At 63.5% G+C, this 18083-nt stretch carries 14 protein-coding genes; 2 read left to right on the forward strand and 12 right to left on the reverse strand.

The features are described 5' to 3' along the window. Window positions 1–21: 21 nt before the first annotated feature. The 3 genes from iolD to RFM52_RS01185 all read right to left on the reverse strand — a co-directional run bounded on the left by iolD (window position 22) and on the right by RFM52_RS01185 (window position 4855). The gene (gene iolD / locus RFM52_RS01175; RefSeq protein WP_320294027.1) at window positions 22–1866 is read right to left on the reverse strand and encodes a 3D-(3,5/4)-trihydroxycyclohexane-1,2-dione acylhydrolase (decyclizing); all 1845 of its coding nucleotides are present in this window, start codon (window positions 1864–1866) and stop codon (window positions 22–24) included. 53 nt (window positions 1867–1919) lie between these two features. Then, window positions 1920–3854, reverse strand: coding sequence for a bifunctional 5-dehydro-2-deoxygluconokinase/5-dehydro-2-deoxyphosphogluconate aldolase (locus tag RFM52_RS01180; RefSeq protein ID WP_320294028.1), 1935 nt, complete (start codon window positions 3852–3854; stop codon window positions 1920–1922). Window positions 3855–4009: 155 nt separating this feature from the next. Then, window positions 4010–4855 (reverse strand): MurR/RpiR family transcriptional regulator, encoded by an 846-nt coding sequence (locus tag RFM52_RS01185; RefSeq protein WP_224586284.1) that lies wholly within the window; start codon window positions 4853–4855, stop codon window positions 4010–4012. Between the two features lie 160 nt (window positions 4856–5015). Between RFM52_RS01185 and RFM52_RS01190 the strand changes: the two genes are divergently transcribed. Continuing rightward, complete coding sequence (locus tag RFM52_RS01190; protein ID WP_320294029.1) at window positions 5016–6125, forward strand: Gfo/Idh/MocA family protein; 1110 nt, start codon at window positions 5016–5018, stop codon at window positions 6123–6125. A gap of 69 nt (window positions 6126–6194) precedes the next feature. On the opposite strand, the gene RFM52_RS01195 is transcribed toward RFM52_RS01190, so the two are convergent. The 7 genes from RFM52_RS01195 to iolE form a co-directional block, all read right to left on the reverse strand. Then, entirely contained in the window at window positions 6195–7133 is a 939-nt protein-coding gene (locus RFM52_RS01195) for a sugar phosphate isomerase/epimerase family protein (RefSeq protein WP_320294030.1), read from the reverse strand. 34 nt (window positions 7134–7167) lie between these two features. Then, window positions 7168–8160: an inositol 2-dehydrogenase gene (gene iolG, locus RFM52_RS01200; protein WP_320294031.1), complete on the reverse strand. Its 993-nt coding sequence runs from the start codon at window positions 8158–8160 to the stop codon at window positions 7168–7170. A gap of 67 nt (window positions 8161–8227) precedes the next feature. Beyond that, window positions 8228–9046 (reverse strand): carbohydrate ABC transporter permease, encoded by an 819-nt coding sequence (locus RFM52_RS01205; RefSeq protein WP_320294032.1) that lies wholly within the window; start codon window positions 9044–9046, stop codon window positions 8228–8230. Further along, the gene (locus tag RFM52_RS01210) at window positions 9043–9948 is read right to left on the reverse strand and encodes a carbohydrate ABC transporter permease (protein ID WP_320294033.1); all 906 of its coding nucleotides are present in this window, start codon (window positions 9946–9948) and stop codon (window positions 9043–9045) included. Before RFM52_RS01210 ends, RFM52_RS01205 begins: the two co-directional genes overlap by 4 nt. Continuing rightward, a complete protein-coding gene (locus RFM52_RS01215; RefSeq protein ID WP_320294034.1) occupies window positions 9948–11261 on the reverse strand; it encodes an extracellular solute-binding protein in 1314 nt (437 codons plus the stop codon). The genes RFM52_RS01210 and RFM52_RS01215 overlap by 1 nt, the downstream gene beginning before the upstream one ends. Continuing rightward, window positions 11258–12355, reverse strand: coding sequence for an ABC transporter ATP-binding protein (locus tag RFM52_RS01220; protein ID WP_320294035.1), 1098 nt, complete (start codon window positions 12353–12355; stop codon window positions 11258–11260). The genes RFM52_RS01215 and RFM52_RS01220 overlap by 4 nt, the downstream gene beginning before the upstream one ends. Before the next feature lie 27 nt (window positions 12356–12382). Continuing rightward, a complete protein-coding gene (iolE, locus tag RFM52_RS01225) occupies window positions 12383–13294 on the reverse strand; it encodes a myo-inosose-2 dehydratase (RefSeq protein WP_320294036.1) in 912 nt (303 codons plus the stop codon). A gap of 542 nt (window positions 13295–13836) precedes the next feature. On the opposite strand from iolE, the gene RFM52_RS01230 reads away from it, so the two are divergent. Beyond that, window positions 13837–15411 (forward strand): aminotransferase-like domain-containing protein, encoded by a 1575-nt coding sequence (locus RFM52_RS01230; RefSeq protein ID WP_320294037.1) that lies wholly within the window; start codon window positions 13837–13839, stop codon window positions 15409–15411. Between the two features lie 8 nt (window positions 15412–15419). Here RFM52_RS01230 and RFM52_RS01235 read toward each other — a convergent pair whose 3' ends face one another. Then, window positions 15420–16238 (reverse strand): protein NO VEIN domain-containing protein, encoded by an 819-nt coding sequence (locus tag RFM52_RS01235; RefSeq protein WP_320294038.1) that lies wholly within the window; start codon window positions 16236–16238, stop codon window positions 15420–15422. 2 nt (window positions 16239–16240) lie between these two features. After that, entirely contained in the window at window positions 16241–18013 is a 1773-nt protein-coding gene (locus tag RFM52_RS01240) for a DEAD/DEAH box helicase (RefSeq protein ID WP_320294039.1), read from the reverse strand. Window positions 18014–18083 lie beyond the last annotated feature (70 nt).

Genomic DNA, 18083 nt, shown 5'->3' on the forward strand with positions numbered 1-18083 from the left:
TCGGTTCGTTGCGAGCCCGGTTCAGCCCTTTCGGCTGCCCACGGCTTCCTCGTATTTCTTGCGCGCGGCGTTGACCTGGGGCCGCGACGAGACTTCCGGTACGGCGACGTCCCACCAATGACCGCCGGCATCGGTCGAAACCAGCGGATCGGTGTCGATGACCAGCACGGTCGTCTTGTCGTTCTTCTTCGCCTTGGCCAGCGCCGTCTCCAGCTCGGCGATGGAGGCCACCTTCTCGGCGATGGCGCCGAGGCTCGCCGCATGCGCGGCGAAGTCGACGTCGGGCATCACCTCGTGACGGGCGTCCTTCAGGAGATTGTTGAAGTTGGCGCCGCCGGTCGCCATCTGCAGCCGGTTGATGCAGCCATAGCCGCGATTGTCGAGCAGTACGACGGTGAGCTTCAGGCCAAGCATAACCGAGGTCGCGATCTCGGAATTCAGCATCAGATACGAGCCGTCGCCAATCATGACGACGACCTCCTCGTCCGGCTTGGCCATCTTGGCGCCGAGCCCGCCGGCGATCTCATAGCCCATGGTCGAGAAGCCGTATTCGGCGTGGTAGGAACCCGGCGCGCCGGCCTGCCAGAGCTTGTGCAATTCGCCCGGCAGACCGCCCGCGGCATGCAGCAGCGTGACGCCCGAGCCCATGGCGCGCTGCACGGCGCCGATCACCTGCGCGTCGGACGGATAGGCGGCATTGGTCGAGGCCGTCACCTTGGCGGCGGCCGCCTGCCACTCCGTCTTGCCCTTCAGCGCATTGTCGGTCCAGGCGGCCGGCGCCTTCCAGCCCTTCAGCGCGGCGGAAAGTTCGGCAAGCCCTTCGGCCGCGTCAGCGACCAGCGGCAGCGCCCAGTGCTTGCCGGCGTCGAAGACCTGGCTGTTCAGGCCGATGATTGTGCGGCCGGCATTCTTGAACAGCGCCCACGACCCGGTGGTGAAGTCCTGTAGCCTGGTGCCGACGGCAAGCACCACGTCGGCCTCTTCCGCCAGCCGGTTGGCGGCGGAGGTGCCGGTGACACCGACAGCGGCCATGTTGAGCGGATGGTCGTCCGGCAGCGAGGATTTGCCGCCCTGCGTCTCGCAAACAGGAATGCCGGCGCCCTGCACCAGCTTGGCGAGCTCGCCCGAGGCCTGCGAATAGAGGACGCCGCCGCCGGCGATCACCAGCGGTTTCTTCGCCCCTTTCAGCGCCGCGACGGCCGCCGCCAGCTCATTGCGGTCCGGGCGCAGCCGGCGCGGTGTCCAGATGCGCTCGGCAAACAGGCTTTCGGGATAATCATAAGCCTCGGCCTGCACGTCCTGGCAGAGCGAGAGCGTCACCGGGCCGCATTCGGCCGGATCGGTCAGCACCTGCATGGCGCGGTTCAGCGCCGGGATGATCTGCTCCGGTCGCGTGATGCGGTCGAAATAGCGCGACACGGGGCGGAAGCAGTCGTTGACGCTCGCCGTGCCGTCGGAAAAATCCTCGGCCTGCTGCAGCACCGGGTCCGGCAGGCGGTTGGCGAAGACATCGCCGGGCAGGAACAGGACAGGCAACCGGTTTACATGCGCAAGGGCCGCTGCCGTCACCATGTTGAGCGCGCCCGGGCCGATCGAAGAGGTCGCGGCCATGAAGCGGCGGCGGAAATTCGCCTTGGCGTAGGCGATCGCCGCATGCGCCATCGCCTGCTCGTTATGGGCGCGGAAGGTCGGCAGCTCGTCGCGCACCTGGTAGAGCGCCTCGCCGATACCGGCGACATTGCCATGGCCGAAGATCGCCCAGACGCCGCCGAAGATCGGTACTGTCTTGCCGTCGATCACGGTCATCTGCCGGCTGAGGAAGCGGGTCACGGCCTGCGCCATCGTCAGGCGAACGGTCTTGCTCATTGTCGTTTCCTCCGGCTTTCGTTGACGCCGTTTTCTTATGCTGCCCGTGTTTCTTATGCTGCTTTACGGCCGCGCGCGGCAAGCCAGGCCTCGGTCAGCTGCTCGAAGCGCGCGGCCATGTCGGCCACCGCCTCGTCATCCGACATCTTGCCGGCCAGCCATTGTTCGGCGGCGTTGATGAAGATGGTGCGACCGACCGCAAATCCCTTGACGATCGGCGCATTGCTCGTCGCGGCAAAGGCCGCGACCAGCTCGTCCTGCGGCGCCTCCAGCCCGAGCAGCACGACGCCGCGGCACCATGGATCGTTCTTGACGATCACCTGTTCGATCTTTGCCCAGGCGCCTGCCGAAGCCTGCGGCTCCAGTTTCCACCAGTCGGGCTTGATGCCCAGCACATAGAGCTCCTCCAGCGCGCGCGGAATGGTGGTGTCGTCCAGCTTGCCATGCTTGCCGGCGATGATCTCGACCAGCAGCTCCCGGCCGACCTTCCGCGCCGCCTCGAACAGCGCGCGCAGCTTCTGCTGCTGCTCGACTTTAAGCGCTTCCGGGTCGTCCGGGTGATAGAAGCACAGGCATTTGATGCAGTGGTCGACCGGCCATTCGGTAAGCTGCGAGCCGATATCCTGCGAGAACTCGAAGCGCAGCGGCCGCGATCCGGGCAATTCGACCGGACGGCCGAGCCAGGCAAAGGGGTGGCGGGCGAATTCGAACATAGCGTCGCGGCCATATTTCTCGTCGATCAGCATGCCGTAGCCGTCGCGGCCAGCGGCGACCTTGGCCGCAGCCTTGACCGTCAGCACCTTGAAATCGGGAATGCGTGCAACGTCGGCGCCGACTTTCGCCGCGACGTCTTCCAGCTGGACGCGATGGTCGCAGGCCAAAGCCATCAGCGAGGGTATGTCGCGCCGCCGCGTCGTCGCCCAATGGATGTGGTTGATCGCCTCGTCCTTGCGCAACGCCAGATGCTTGCTGCCGTGCTTGAGGAAGAACTGCAGCTCCTCGAAGGTCGGATATTCCGGCGCGCAGAGCAGGCGCGAGACGGCAAAGGCGCCGCAGGCATTGGCCCAGGTGGCGGCGGTGGCAAAACTCTCGCCGCCCAGCCAACCGCGCAGGAAGCCGGACATGAAGGCGTCGCCGGCGCCCAGCACATTGTAGATCTCGATCGGAAAACCCTTGCCGACGATGCCGTCCTCGAGGTCGTCGCTGATCGGCCCGTCATAGACGATGCAGCCCTTGGCGCCGCGCTTGAGAACAATGGTGGCCGAGGACAGCGCGCGGATCGTCTTCAGCGCGCTCAGGCAATCGTCGGCGCCCGACGCGATCATGATCTCTTCCTCGGTGCCGACGATGAGATCGCAATCGGGCAGCACCGTCTTCAGCTGCGCCGATACCCGGTCCGACTTGACGTAACGCTCGAAACCCTCGGCATGGCCTGCAAGGCCCCAGAGGTTCGGGCGGTAGTCGATGTCGAACACCACCTTGCCGCCCTTGGCTTTCATCAGGCGGATCGCCTTGCGCTGCGCGGCATCGGAATTGGGACGCGAGAAATGCGTGCCGGTGACGACCACCGAGCGGGCCGAGGCGATGAAGGCCTCGTCGATATCCTCTTCGGCGAGCGCCATGTCGGCGCAGTCCGAGCGATAAAAGATCATCGGCGAGACGCCTTCGCTCTCGACCGAGAGCAGCACCAGCGCCGTCAGCCGTTCCTTGTCGGTCTTCAGCCCGTCGACCGAGACGCCCTCGCGCCGAAGCTGTTCGCGGATGAAGCGGCCCATCTGCTCGTCGCCGACGCGCGTCAGCAGCGCCGAGCGCAGGCCGAGCCTCGCCGTGCCGACGGAAATATTGGCCGGGCAGCCGCCGACCGACTTGGCGAAAGAGGCGATGTCCTCCAGCCGCGAGCCGATCTGCTGGCCATAGAGATCGACCGAGGCGCGGCCGATGGTGATGACGTCGAGCGGCGGGTATTTCCCTTCCACGGCTTCGCCCATTCGAACCTCCCATCAGCCTTGTTGTGCAGAGCAGCGTCGTTTTGGACAGCACGCGCCAAGGGCGGCGTGGTGCCGTCAATATGAAATATTAATTCCAATCCGTAGTCAATATGGAATGAGCGTTCCCGTGCCGAAAAGCGCTTCCCGGCGAGGGCTCAGCCCTTGCGCCGGCGTCCGGCTTCGCGGCGCTTCTCGCCGACGGCGACGGTCAGCGCCATGGCCAAAGCCATCGTCGCCGAAATCGAACGGAAGCCGCCGAAATCGGCCTCGGCCACCTCGAACCAGACCTTGGCGAATTGCGCCAGCGGCGAGAAGGACGAGTCGGTGATCGCCACGATCGGCACGCCCTGTTCCGCGATCGAGCGCGTCTCCTCGATGGTCGCCGGTGCATAGGGCGAAAAGCTTATGGCGATGACGGCGTCGCGCGGCGTGGCGAAGCCGATCATCTCGGCATTCAGCCCCGCGGCCGATTCCACCAGCTGGTTGCGGATCTTGAGCTTGCCCAGCGCATAGGCGATGTAGGAGGCGACCGGATAGGAGCGGCGCTTGGCCAGCACATAGATGGTCTCGGCTTTCGCCAGAAGCGCCACCGCCTCTTCGAAATGCGCATCGTTGAGCGAGCGCGAAATGTCGCCCAGCGAGGTGCTGGCGGCGGCGACGAAGCCGTCGAAGATCGCCCGATGGCCGCCGCCGTCCTCGGCCTTGGCGCGCAGCGCCGCCAGCCGCTCGTCATAGGAGGAATTGCGCTCGCGCAGGCGCTCGCGGAAAACCTGCTGCAGGCTGGTGAAGCCGTCGAAGCCGAGCTGCTGGGCAAAACGGATCAGCGTCGAGGGCTGGACGCCGGCCGAGGCGGCAATGCTGGCCGCTGTGCCGAAGGCGATGTCGTCGGGGTTGTCGAGCGCATAGGCGGCGATCTGCGCGATGCGCTTGGGCAGGCTCGCGCGCCTGTCCAGGATCGTCGCGCGCAGTGTTTCGAAATCGCGAGGCACCCGTTCGTCCATCGTCGCTCCGCCTACGCCCATAAAGATCTGTCCCTCTCCTGCCTCATCATAGCGAGTTCACGCAAGAACACCATAAAAAATGATTTGGATGTTCCATTCTCAGGTGAAATGGACTAATTCATCCATATAGACTTTCCCCTCTATTCTGGAGACAATCGACATGGTCGCAGTGGGCCTCATCGGCACGGGCTTCATGGGCAAGTGCCACGCCATCGCCTGGAACGCGGTGGGCGCGGTCTTTCCCGATGTCGAGAAGCCGCGACTGGTGCATCTGGGCGAGGTCAATGACGAGCTTGCCCGGCGCAAGGCCGGCGAGTTCGGCTTCGCCAAAGGCTCCGGCGACTGGCGCGCCGTGGTCAACGACCCGGAGGTCGACGTCGTCTCGCTGACCACGCCCAACCAGTTCCATCCGGAGATGGCGATCGCCATCCTCGAAGCCGGCAAGCATCTTTGGTGCGAGAAGCCGATGGCGCCGAGTTTCGCCGAGGCCGAGACCATGGCGGCCGCGGCGAAGAGATCCGGCAAGGTCGCCGTGCTCGGCTACAACTACATCCAGAACCCCGCAATTCGCCACATCGGCGCGCTGCTCGAGGAGAAGGTCATCGGCGACGTCAACCTCGTGCGCATCGAGATGGACGAGGATTTCATGGCCGATCCGGAAGCGCTGTTCTTCTGGAAGCACGAGGCTTCGTCCGGCTATGGCGCGCTCGACGATTTCGCCGTCCATCCGCTGTCGCTGATCAAGGCGCTGTTCGGCCGTGTCAGCCGCGTCATGTGCGACATGGTCAAACCCTATGCCGATCGCAAGACCGCTTCCGGCGCCCGCCGCGCGGTCGAGACCTACGATATCGCCAGCGTCTTGATGCATCTCGAGAACGGCGTTGCCGGCACGCTGCTGGTCAACCGCTCGGCCTGGGGCCGCAAGGGCCGCATCGCCATCCAGATATTCGGCTCGAAGGGCTCGATCCTCTACGACCAGGAGCGGATGAACGAGTTCCAGCTCTACCTCACCGCCGACCGGCCGACCGAGCAGGGCTACCGCACCATCCTGGTCGCGCCGCATCACAAGCCCTATGATTCGTTCCTGCCGGCACCCGGCCATGGCCTCGGCTTCAACGACCTCAAGATGATCGAATGCCGCGAGCTCCTGATGCGCATCGCCGGCAAGCCGGCCCGCATCATCGACTTCGACGAGGGGTTGGAGATCGAGCGCACCGTGCATGCCATGGCGCGCTCGTTCCAGGAGCAGCGCTGGGTCGATGTGAGGTGATCGAGCCAAGCGCTCAGACTGGTATGGTGGCCCGCGGTGACCGGCCAATGCAAAATCGGATCTGAGCATTCAGGCCAGGTTGATGGCGACATTGCGCAGCAACGCCACGGATTTGCGCATGCCTTCCATCGGCGACAGCATCATGTCCTCGTGCTCGATCGACAGCACGTCGTCATAGCCCGCCTGCTTCAGCGCCGTGCAGAACTGCCGCCACCAGGTTTCACCGTGGCCGTAGCCGAGCGTGATGTAATTCCAGGCCCTCTCGGCAAACAGCGTCGGCGGGCGCGCATCGAGTGTGCCGTCGATGCCGGCCGGCACCGGCTCGACGCGCGTATCCTTGGCGTGGACATAGTAGATCGCGGAGCCAAGCCTGCGCACGGCGGCGATGGGATCGGCGCCCATCCACATCGGATGGCTCGGATCGTAGTTCGCGCCCACAGTCTCGCCGACGGCATCGCGCAGGCGGAACAGCGTCTGGACGTTGTACACAGCCTGATGTCCATGCAGTTCCAAGCAAAGCTTCCTGATACCGAGATTGTTCGCGAACCTGACCAGATCACGCCAGTAGGGGATGATGCAATCATCCCACTGGTAACGCTGGATGTCGGCGCATTCGGGCGGCCAGTCGGTGATGATCCAGTTGGGGTTGGCGTCGCCGGGGCCGCCGGGCAGCCCGGACATCATCACCACCCGGTCGATGCCCATCAGGCTCGCCAGCCGGATCGTATCCTCGGTCACCTGGCGGTGCTTCTTGCCTTGCGGTCCAGGATGCAGCGGGTTGCCCGAGCAGTTGAGCGCCGCGATCGTCAGCCCCTGGTCGCGGACCTTGGCGACGAATTCGGCGCGGGTCGCAGCACTTTCTAGCATTGCCGCGAGGTCGATATGCGGCGCTGACGACCAGTTGCCGCAGGCGAACTCCAGCGTCTCCAGCCCGAGCTCGGCCGAGGCGCGCAGCATCTCGTCGAAGGACAGGTTGCCTAGGCTGTCGGTGATCATGCCAATCTTCATTTTGGGGACTCCCGCTTGCCTTCAGACCGTCCGCTCAGAGTTTTACCGGCTCGAACCGGCCGGACCGCGCCGACGCAAGAGCCGCCTCGCAAAGGATCATCGCCTTGCGGCCGTCGCTCGCCGTGACCGCCGGCGTCCTGCTCGTTTCGACGCAGGTGATGAAGTGATCGATCTCGGCGGCGTAGGACTCCGCGTAGCGTTCGACGAAGAAGTAATAGGGCTTGTCGCGCGATATGCCCTTGCCGCCATACATTTCCACGGAGGTCGGCAGCCGGTTGCCGGCCTGCAGCATGCCGTCGGCGCCATGCACCTCGATGCGCTGGTCGTAGCCATAGGCAGCCCTGACGCTGTTGTTGATGTGGCATTGCCGGCCCGACGCCGTTCGCAGGACAAACATCGCGGTGTCGTAGTCGCCGAGCTTCCTGTACTGCGGCGCCACCAGCGAGGAGCCGGTTGCGAACAGTTCCACCGGCTCCTCGCCGAGCATGTTTCGCGCCATATCGAAGTCGTGGATGGTCATCTCGCGAAAGACGCCGCCGCCGCCTGCCAGCGCTTCCTCGGTCTCGGGCTCGGGGTCGCGGCTGGTGATGATGACCTGCTCGACGGCGCCGATCTCGCCGCCGTCGAGGCGCTCTTTCAGCGCCCGGAAGCTCGGATCGAAGCGGCGGTTGAAGCCGATCTGGAACGGCACGCCGGCTTTCGCGACAGCGGCTAGGCACTCGTCCGTGCGCTTGAGGTCGAGATCGATCGGCTTCTCGCAGAAGATCGCCTTGCCTTTCGCCGCCGCGGCCATGGCGAGCTCGGCATGGGTGCGCGTCGCCGAGGCGATGAACACCATTCTCACCGACGGATCGTTCATCACTGTCTCGGTGTCCGCGATCTCGGCGCCGGTAACGGCGGCGACCTTTTCCGCCGCCTCGCGATTGGGATCGACGATGTAGCGCAGCCGCACCTTTGGATGGCGCGCCAGATTGCCCGCGTGCACGCGGCCGATCAGCCCCACCCCGAACAGACAGACATCCATCATGCGTTCGACTTTCCTATCGGGCCGCGCCATCGCGGCACGGCCGGTTCAGTGTTGCCCGCGCGGTGGTTCATTTCACCGCGCCCATGGTCAGCCCGCGCACCAGATGCCGCTGCACCAGGAGCGCGAAGAAGACGATCGGCAGCGCGCCGATGACGCCGGCCGCCGACATCGACGCCCAGTCGGTATCGATGCGGCCGATCAGCGTCGCGGTGCCGCGCGGCATGGTCATGGCGCGCGGCGTCGCCGTCAGCGCCAGCGCGAAGAGGAACTCGTTGAAGGTGACCAGCACGGCGAAGATGGCGGTGGCCGCGAGCCCGGGTGCCGCCAAAGGCAGCGTGATGCGGCGGAAGGCGCCGAAGCGCGAATCGCCGTCGACCATCGCGGCTTCCTCGAGATCGACGGGGATCTCGCGGAAGAAGCTCTCCATCATCCAGACGCAGAAGGTGACGTTGAAGGCGGTGTAGGTGGCGATCAGGCCGAGCCAGCTGTCGAGCAGGCCGAGGCTGAGCATCAAGAGATAGACAGGGATCAGGATGACGACCGGCGGGATGATGCGCAGCGTGAGCAGGAACAGGCCGACCTTGCGCTCCGCGGCGAAGGGCAGGCGGAACCTGGCGATCGCATAGGCGCCCATCGCGCCGACGATGAGCGCGATGGCGACCGAGAAGAAGGTCACCACCAGCGAGTTCGTCAGGTAGGAGCCGAACTGCTTTTCGGTGAACAGCCGCACGTAGTTGTCGAGCGTCGGCACATGCGGGTAGAGCGTGCCTTCCTGGGTGATCTCGCGGTTCGATTTGAGCGAGGTCGAGACCAGCCAGTAGATCGGCAACAGCACGACGGCCAGCACGAAGACGGTGGTGAGGATGCGGGCCAGACGGTTGCTCATGACGCGTCGATCCTGCGCAGGAGCCTGATGGCGCTGAAGGCCAGCGCGAGCACGACGAGGCCGATCGTCACGAACAGCGCCGCCGCGTATCCGGTCTGCTGGAACTTGAATGCGGTGTCGTAGCCGTAGATCGAGATCAACCTCGTCGCTTCGCCCGGCCCGCCGCGGGTCAGCACGAAAACCTGGTCGAAGGTGCCGAAGGCGTCGATGGTCCTGAGCACGATCGCCACCGCCAGCACCGGCCGCATCATCGGAAAGGTGAGGTCGGCAAAGACGCGCCAGGCACCGGCGCCATCGACGCGCGCCGCCTCGAACGGCTCGTGCGGCAGCGATTGCAGCCCGGCAAGCAGGATCAGGAACATCAGCGGCGTCCATTCCCAGACGTCGAGCGCGACCAGGCCGATGAAGGCATTGAGCGGATTGCCGAGGATCTGCACCTCGCCGCCGCCCATGGCCTTAGACAGCGCGGTCAGCATGCCGGCGTCGCTGGCGTAGATCAGTCGAAAGACGATGGCGACGACGACGGGCGTGACCACCATGGGAATGATCAGCACGGTCCTGAGCAGCCGGATGCCGCGAAATTCGTTCAGGCAAAACAGCGCCAGCGCGAAGCCGAGCACCGCCTCGAAAGACACCGACAGCGCCACGAACTTCACCGTGACCCAGAGCGCGTTGAGAAACTGCGCATCGCTCCACAGATGCAGATAGTTCTGCAAGCCGACATCGGCGACCGGCGAGCCATAGCGGTAGGCCCTGGTGCTGGCGCGCAGCCCATCCCAAAGCGGATAGACCAGCACGCCGAGCACGATCATCAGGCCCGGCGCCAGCATGAGATAGGGGAGGGCGAGGTCGAGCCCCGCCCCCTGCAGGCGATATTTGCGCGCCTGCGTTGCCCCTTGCATCAGTAGTAACCGGCCGTGGTCAGGTAATCCTTGACCTGCTTGGCCGCCGTGTCGAGCGCGGCGCCGCCGCCGGAACCGGCCTGCAGCGCCTTGTTGAGTTCGATGCCGAGCAATTCCTCGACCTTCGCCCAGTCCGGCGTGCGCGGCCGCGGCAGCGCGCCGGCGTCGAGCTGCTGGAGCGCAACCGGGATCAGCCGGTTGCCCGGCTTGGCGATGCCGAAGGCGCTGCGCTTGACGGGAATAGAGCCCGCTTCCGAGAGCTTGGCCTGGGTTTCTGCGCTGACATACCACTTCAGGAACTCGATCGAGTTCGCCTTGTTGGGCGCCGATTTCGGCACCCCGGCGATGAAGATGCCCATCTGCGCGATCGCCTTCTGCTGCTTCGGCACGACGCCGAAATCGAGCTTGCCGGCGACCTTGGTCTGCGCCGGATCGTCGGCTTTCAGCGCATTGCCCGAATACTGGATGATCGCGCCGGCATCGCCGCCGAGGATCGCAGCGCCCTCCTGGTCGGAGTCGAACTCGACCACCCCGCTCGGCGCGTTCTGCTTCATCGTGCCGACGAAGAAATCGGCTGAAGCCTTGCCTTCGGCCGAATTGAAGATCGGGTTCCACTTGTCGTCGAAGAACGAGCCGCCGAACGACAGGAAGATCGGGTACCAGCTGGTGACGATCGGGTTGCCCGAGACGCCGCGGAAGACGACCGGGTATTTGATCTTTCCGGCGGCCACGCCTTCCTTGCCCTTGGCGATCACCTCGTCCCAGGTCTTGGGCGCGCCGCCGGTGAAGACGTCGTTGCGATAGGTGAGCGTCTGCAGGTCGCCGACGAAGGGTACGCAGATCAGCGTCGGCTTGGCCTTCTCGAAGCCCTTGACGCGCGGCCCCTGCTGCGGCGGCCAGTAGCCCATGTCGATCATCGAGCCGATCCAGTCCTTGTCGGACCCGTCGATGCCGCCGGCGCCGAGATCCTCGAGCACGTTGGCGGCGCCAAACTGCGGCACCCATGGGTCGTCGAGCAGATAGAGGTCATACTGGCCGGCGCCGCTCTGGGCATCGGCGAACCACTTCTCCAGCGTCACGCCGTATTCGTCCTCGAGGAACTGGATGTCGAAACCCTGCTCCTTCGCCAGCGGTATGATTTTTTCCTTGAACGGCGTCAGCCCGCCATCGGCAAAGGCGCCGATGATCACCTTCTTGCCGGCGGCGCGGGCCGGCATCGGCAGGCCGAGCGTGGTGAGGGCGGTGGTCGCCAAAGCCAGGCCAAGCCCGCCCTTGATGACGGAGCGGCGAGTAAGTCTGCTGGAATGCATCATGTCACTCTCCCATTGTTGTTGACCCTGTGGACGGCGGTGAGGCCGGCCGAATTGAAGAAACAGGCGTTCGCCGGGTCGAAGGCGACGCCGATGCTTTCACCCACCACACCCCTGAAATCGCGGCCGGCCCGGACCGAGACGTTGCCGCCTTCGAGGCGGACATTGACCAGCGTCTCGTTGCCCATTGGCTCGACGACATAGATTTCGCCGGGCAGCGCATCCGGCGTGTCGGCCGGGGCGACGCTGCAGTCCTCCGGCCGCAGGCCGATTTCAGCGATGGAGGCGGCATGGCAGGCGGCGAGCCGCCCGGCCTCTAGCGGGATGGTCTTGCCAGCCACCATAACGCCTTGCTCGGAGAGCCCGGCCGGCAGGATGTTCATTGGTGGATTGCCGACGAAGGTGGCGACGAAGCGGTTGGCCGGGCGGTCGTAGATGTCGATGGGCGGCGCCATCTGCTGCAACTCGCCGCCATGCATGACGGCGACGAGGTCGGCCATGGTCAGCGCCTCGACCTGGTCATGGGTGACGTAAATGGTGGTGGCGCTGAGACGCTGGCAGAGCCGCTTGATCTCGCCGCGCATGGTGAGCCGCAGCCGCGCGTCGAGATTGGACAGCGGCTCGTCCATGAGAAAGGCCGCCGGATCGCGCACGATGGCGCGGGCCAGCGCCACGCGCTGGCGCTGGCCGCCGGAGAGCTGCCGCGGCCGGCGGTCGAGCAGATGGCCGATTTCGAGGATGGCGGCGACCTCGCCGATCTTGGCCTTGCGCCCGGCGTCCGGCGTGCCTCGGATCCACAGCGGGTAGCCGATGTTTTCGGCGACCGTCATCTGCGGGTAGAGCGCATAGCTCTGGAACACCATGGCGATGTCGCGGTCGCGCGGTTGCAGCCGGGTGACGTCGCGCTCGCCGATGAAGACCTTGCCCGCGGTCGGCATGTCGAGCCCCGCCAGGATGCGCAGCGCCGTCGTCTTGCCGCAGCCCGATGGACCGAGCAGGGCGAGGAATTTATGGTCCGGCACGGCGAGGTCGAGCGATCGCAGCACGTTAAGCGCGCCGAAATTCTTGACCACGTTTTGATACAGGACCGAACTCATCGCCCTCCCCGGCCCTCCATTCCGCCTTCAGGCCTTGCGCTCGTGCGCGTAGAAGCCCGCGCCCTCGGCCAGCCTTTTCAAATTGCGATACCCCATCGTGGCATAGGTCAAGGGGTGCGCCTTGGCCGGGTCCTGCTCGGCCTCCACCACCAGCCAGCCGGAATAGCCCTGGTCGGCGAGGATCTTGAGCAGCGTCGGGTAGTCGATCGCGCCGTCGCCAGGCACCGTGAAGATGCCTTCCATCACCGCGCCCATGAAGCTCATGTCGGCCTCGCGCGCCTTCTTCAGCATCGCCGGGCGCACGTCCTTGCAATGGACATGCACGACACGCTCGACATGCCGGCGCAGCAATTGCTCCGGGTCGCCGCCCGAAAAGGCGCAGTGCCCGGTGTCGTAGAGCAGGCCGACCGCCTCGCCGGTCGTATGCAGCAGCCTGTCGATCTCCGCGTCGGTCTCGACGATCGTGCCCATGTGATGGTGGAAGGCCATGCCGACGCCGAAATCGGAAAAGCGCTCGGCGAGCCTTGTGATCTTGGCGCCATAGGCCTTCCATTCCCCGTCCAGCAGCTTCGGCCGCTGCGAGATCGGGTCGTGGATCGCGCCATGCCGGCCGCGCGAGGTGTCGGCATAGACGACGCGCCTGGCGCCGAGATCGCGCAATAAAGTCAGATGCGGCCGGATCGCCTCGAATTCCTCGTCGACGTCCTTCTCGCAAATGCGCCCGTCATACCAGCCGGAGACCAGCGCCAGCCCGTAATGGTCGAGGATAGGCCTGAGCGTGCGGCTGTCGCGCGGAAACTTGCCGCCAAGCTCGGTGCCGGCATAGCCGGCTTCCGCGGTTTCGCCGAGGCAGGTCTCGAGCGGCGTGTCGCCGCCCAGTTCCGGCACGTCGTCGTTGGTCCAGGTGATCGGATTGATGCCAAGTCGAACTGTCGTCATTGCTCGCTTTCCGCCCCGCAGCCGGGATGGCTGCGGGGTGTCTGGTCTCGGGAGGAGATGGCTGCGATTGCTGGCGACAGGGCGAAAACCCTGCCGTCTTCGTTCGGCAGGACGCCCTCCCAGCATCCCGCCTCACATGTCCCCGTCTTCATGTCTTTGTCGACGTCCTACCCCAACGTCAGTAAGCGAAGTCTACCCCGCTCTGTCTCCCTCGCGAGGGCCAGTTTTGAAGGAAATGAAGGAACCAGTTTGTGCTGGAAGGTGGGTGTGGCAGGATGGGAGAATGGGAGATCTGGAAATCATCAAGCGGTGGCGCGAGGCCCCCCTCTCTGCCCTGCCGGGCATCTCCCCCTCAAGGGGGGAGATTGGCAGCTTCGCCGTCGCGCCCCCCTTTGCGACGTTGGCGATTTGCGAAGGCCTCCGCGCCATCCGATCTCCCCCCTTGAGGGGGAGATGTCCGGCAGGACAGAGAGGGGGGCGAAGGAACTCGGCCTTCAAAGCCTGCTCCACGCAAATGCGCGCTATGCGTGGAGCAGCGTGAAATGCGCCCCCACCCCAAACCCCAACCCTTCCCGCTCGACATGCTCACCGTGAACCGCGCCAGCCCCGAGCACCTGTCACGCCAGCTCTATCACGGCCTCGTCGCCATCATCCGCAGCCGCGCGCTCCCACCCGGCTCGGAGCTTCCCTCCACCCGCGCTTTGGCCGCCGAGCTCGGCCTTGGCCGCAACACCATCGTCGCCGCCTACGACCAGCTCGTCACCGAAGGCTATCTCGCCAACCGCCAGGGCGCGCGCCCGGTGATCGTCGACCTGCCCGACGGCCCGCGCGAGACGCCGGCCGAGGCGCACCCCGAGCCGCTGCGATCACCTTCGCTGCGCGGCCAGCTTCTGCTCAGCCAGCCCTATCATCACGGCAGGCCGGGGCACGTCGCCTTCCATCCCGGCATGCCGGATGCGCAGAGCTTTCCCTTCGGCGTCTGGGGCCGGCTGGTCGCGCGTCGCGCCAGCCATGGCGGCGAGACGCTGTTCGGCACCTACGACGTCACCGGCCATCCGGCGCTGAAGGATGCGATCGCCGGCTATCTTTATTCCGCGCGCGGCGTGCGCTGCAGGCCGGAGCAGATCGTCATCACCACCGGCGCGCAGGCCGCCTTCGATCTTCTGGCACGCCTGCTGCTCGACCCCGACGACACGGTGTGGATGGAGGAGCCCGGCTATTACGGCGCCAAGGCCGCCTTCACCGTGGCCGGCGCCAGGATCCTGCCCATCCCGGTCGACCAGGAGCGCGGCTGGTATTTAGAGCATGATCCCGAAAAGTGGGGACCGGTTTTCGGACAAAGATCATGCTCAGGCAAAGAGCTAGAGCGTGATGGCGATTCAACGAAGCGCCATCGCGGTCTGGCGCCGCCGGACCCGTTGCCCCGTCTCATCTATGTGACGCCCGCCTGCCAGCATCCGCTCGGCATCACCATGCGCATGGAGGAGCGGTTGCGCCTGCTCGACATCGCCGAGACCGCCAATGCCTGGGTGATCGAGGACGATTTCGACGGCGAATACCGCTTTCAAGGTAGGCCTGTGCCGGCGATCCAGAGCATGGACCGCTCCGGCCGCGTCATCTATGTCGGCACCTTCGCCAAGCTCCTGTTCCCGGCGCTGCGCCTGGGCTTCATGGTGTTGCCCTCGGAGCTCGCCGTCCGCATCGTCAACGCGCTCTCCACCACCGGCCAGTTCGCGCCACTGCTGTTGCAGGCAGCGCTCGCCGATTTCATCACCGAAGGCCATATGAGCCGGCATCTGAAGCGCATGCGCCGCATCTACGCCCAGCGCCGCCAGCTCTTCCGCGACATCGTGACCGAGCGCCTGCGCGACGAGATCACGCTCTCCCCCGCCGAAGCCGGCATCCAGGTGGTGGGCTATCTGAGGGAAGGCATCGACGACATCAAGGTCAGCCAGGCGGCGGCGAAGCGGGCGATCAACGTCTCGCCGCTGTCGAAATATTTCCAGAACACGGCGCCGACCCAGGGGCTGGTGCTGGGCTATGCGGCCTGTGACGCGGCGCAGATGAGGGACGGGGTGGAGCGGTTGGCGGCGGCGATAGGGGAGGTGCTGGGGTGAGAAACAACTCAGGTCCCGAGCGGAATTTCTGCGTTGGACCACTTCCCCTTGTCATTATCTGTTGGGATATGTGGCGCAATCTGCGCCACGGTCCGAACGTATAACGTTGGAGGCTCTTTATGCATGTCCCAAATATGGAAGAAGTAAGCGTGCTTTGATTTCAACGCTTGGTTCCATTCGTTCCGGGTCACAAAAAATCTCATTGGCGAGGCGACGGTCGACTTAACTTCGATAAGCTTGTTTGTGTTCTCAGGAACGCCAGGTTCATAGGACAGTACGTCATACCCTGCCGTGTTGTCGTCTAGGCCGACCCACACCGGATCTGTGTCGATCCCTAAGTCTAACAAGCGCTGTTTTTCAAAATCCCAAGACAGTTTTTCCGCTGCGCGGGCCTGGGCCATCTTTTCCAGATCAGCCTCTAATTTTACCTCATGGCCGATCGTGTCCCACCACTCGACAACGTCAGCGCTGGGAGGGTTCACAAGCAATCCCGCACTATCAAATATCGTGTAATCATCTTTCTCGAGCTTCGCAGCAAACACCTGTCGACCAAGTCTCATTGTTTTAACCCATATCGGAAATCGGGTCAGAACAACGCCGCGAATGCAATGCCGGTAAAATTCGTGACTATCCAAATCGCAAGGATCAACGATGTCATGAAGCTCACGCGATGCTTCCAGATCAAGGGATTGAGCGTCCGGTTCGGTCAGCCAGATTGCGGTAACGATCTCTTCAATAGACAGATGTGGAGTCTCGCTCAGATTTCGACGGATAAGCCTCATACCTTCGAAAGACGACATCGTGAACAAACGTTCTGTCGTAATCACGACTACGCCTCTTCGGAGGTGGAGTCGGCGTTACCCTCCAACTCTGCGACAAGATCAACCAGATCTTGGAGTTCGACGCTGTAGTCGATTGGATCGTCTGCGTTTTCCTCATCGTATGCGAGCAAATGCAGGTCTGGATCACCAAGCGTTTGCTCAAGGCCCCTAATTTTTTGCGCTAAACGTCGGCTGACAGACAGGTCAATGCTTCCAACCTGAGCCGGAGCGCGTGTTCTGTAGATATGAATGTGAGTTTCTTGATCAGCAGGAAGACCTAAGCGGTGGATACGATCAATCGACTGTAAATAGTGGGTCGAGACGTAACTGCGATCGGCGTAAATGGCGTTGTGGCAAACGGTATGAAGCGAGATTCCCTCCCCTGCCGCGGCAGGGTTAGCGACGAGCACAAAACACCTTGGGTCGTTGTGGAATCTCGCTAACTTGCCTTCCCGCGTGTCTGGGTCTGTTTCTTCGCCGGTCTGCACACCGCCATGGATAAAAACCGGATTTAAGTCAGCCAGCGTTGTCACTAACTCGCGGATAGTGTCGGTAAATATTGTCCATATAACAGTTTTATAACCTTCCGAGGCCAATCTGCGCGCGTGATCAGCGACCGCCAGAATTTTGGCAGACGTACCTTCTTCAAGCACTTGGTCGACGATGCCAGAAGAAATGTTCCCATCATTCGACATGCCTGTGACGGCGAGCGACGGGTTCACGGAGAGTTGCAGGAGGCGCATGACCGACTTCCGCGCCTTTATAAATTCCTGACCGATGCGTCCAGACGAGACGACTTTGGTGAATTGGCGTAATGCCTCGCTGCGCACAACCGAATACAAAGCGAGCTGCCCAGGCGCCATCTCTACATCGTAGAAGTGTCTTTCTGCAGGCGGCAACCCAAGTTCCGTTTTTGTCGTCCTGACGTATAGATTTCCCAGGACATCGCGCGGTGCCTGCCCCCTCTGTATGCTCAGGTCATAACCGTGACCTGGCCAGAGAAAGCCAAGCTGAGAGGCAAGATCGCTCGCAGCCTGCGGCATAGGCGTTCCGGATAGAATATCCCGGCGTACGGGAAGCGTCGCTGCCGACAAGAGAAACGCTCCGCGCTGAGACGCTAGTCCCGCCTTCATCCGATGAGATTCATCTAGGACTAGGTGGACGGAATTTCTCGCCATATAGGCCGTTAGAACGCTCTGCTGACGAACGGCCAAATCGTAAGAAATCAGAAATCTTGTAGAGCCAGATCGAAGCTCCTTATCGATATCAAAGCGCGAATCAAGAACCTTGAACGGCTCGTCTCCGCCGTTCGGCGCGCCGGGCTCCATGCATTCTTCGACCACGGCGCGCCACGCCGGGAATGCCGACTTAGGTGAAATAATAATAATGTGACTGTCTGGCGATCTCGTCAAAACATGCAATGCAAAAGTGACGGTGGTTTTGCCAGCGCCCGGAACGGAGAAATTGGCTCCATTCGGCAAGGCAAGCAAATTCTCCAGATCACGAAACTGGAAATCCTTGAGCGTACGTCGTGTGAAACCGGCCGCGCTTAACCGTCGCTGGATTTCCTCACGATCAATTTCCTTTTTTAATGCGCCTTGGCTGGCTCTAGCTTTTCGAAAGCCGTCAGAAAACTCACGGATGCGTTCAACAGCTTCTCCTTGAGGGACAAATCTAAATCCAAGGGAGGTTTGAAACGCCTTTGTGCCGAACTCGCGTATCAGCGTTAGAGCATCGGGCCAACTCACGTTGATTGATAAAGGCTCGACCGAAGCGTCCATTCCTAGCTCGATTGAACGAAGCTTAAGGCGGTCGAGAATAGATGAGGTTGGCGCCGGTTCCGTCGAGAAT

Source organism: Mesorhizobium humile, assembly GCF_033977215.1.
In the GTDB taxonomy this organism is placed as follows: Bacteria; Pseudomonadota; Alphaproteobacteria; order Rhizobiales; family Rhizobiaceae; genus Mesorhizobium; species Mesorhizobium humile.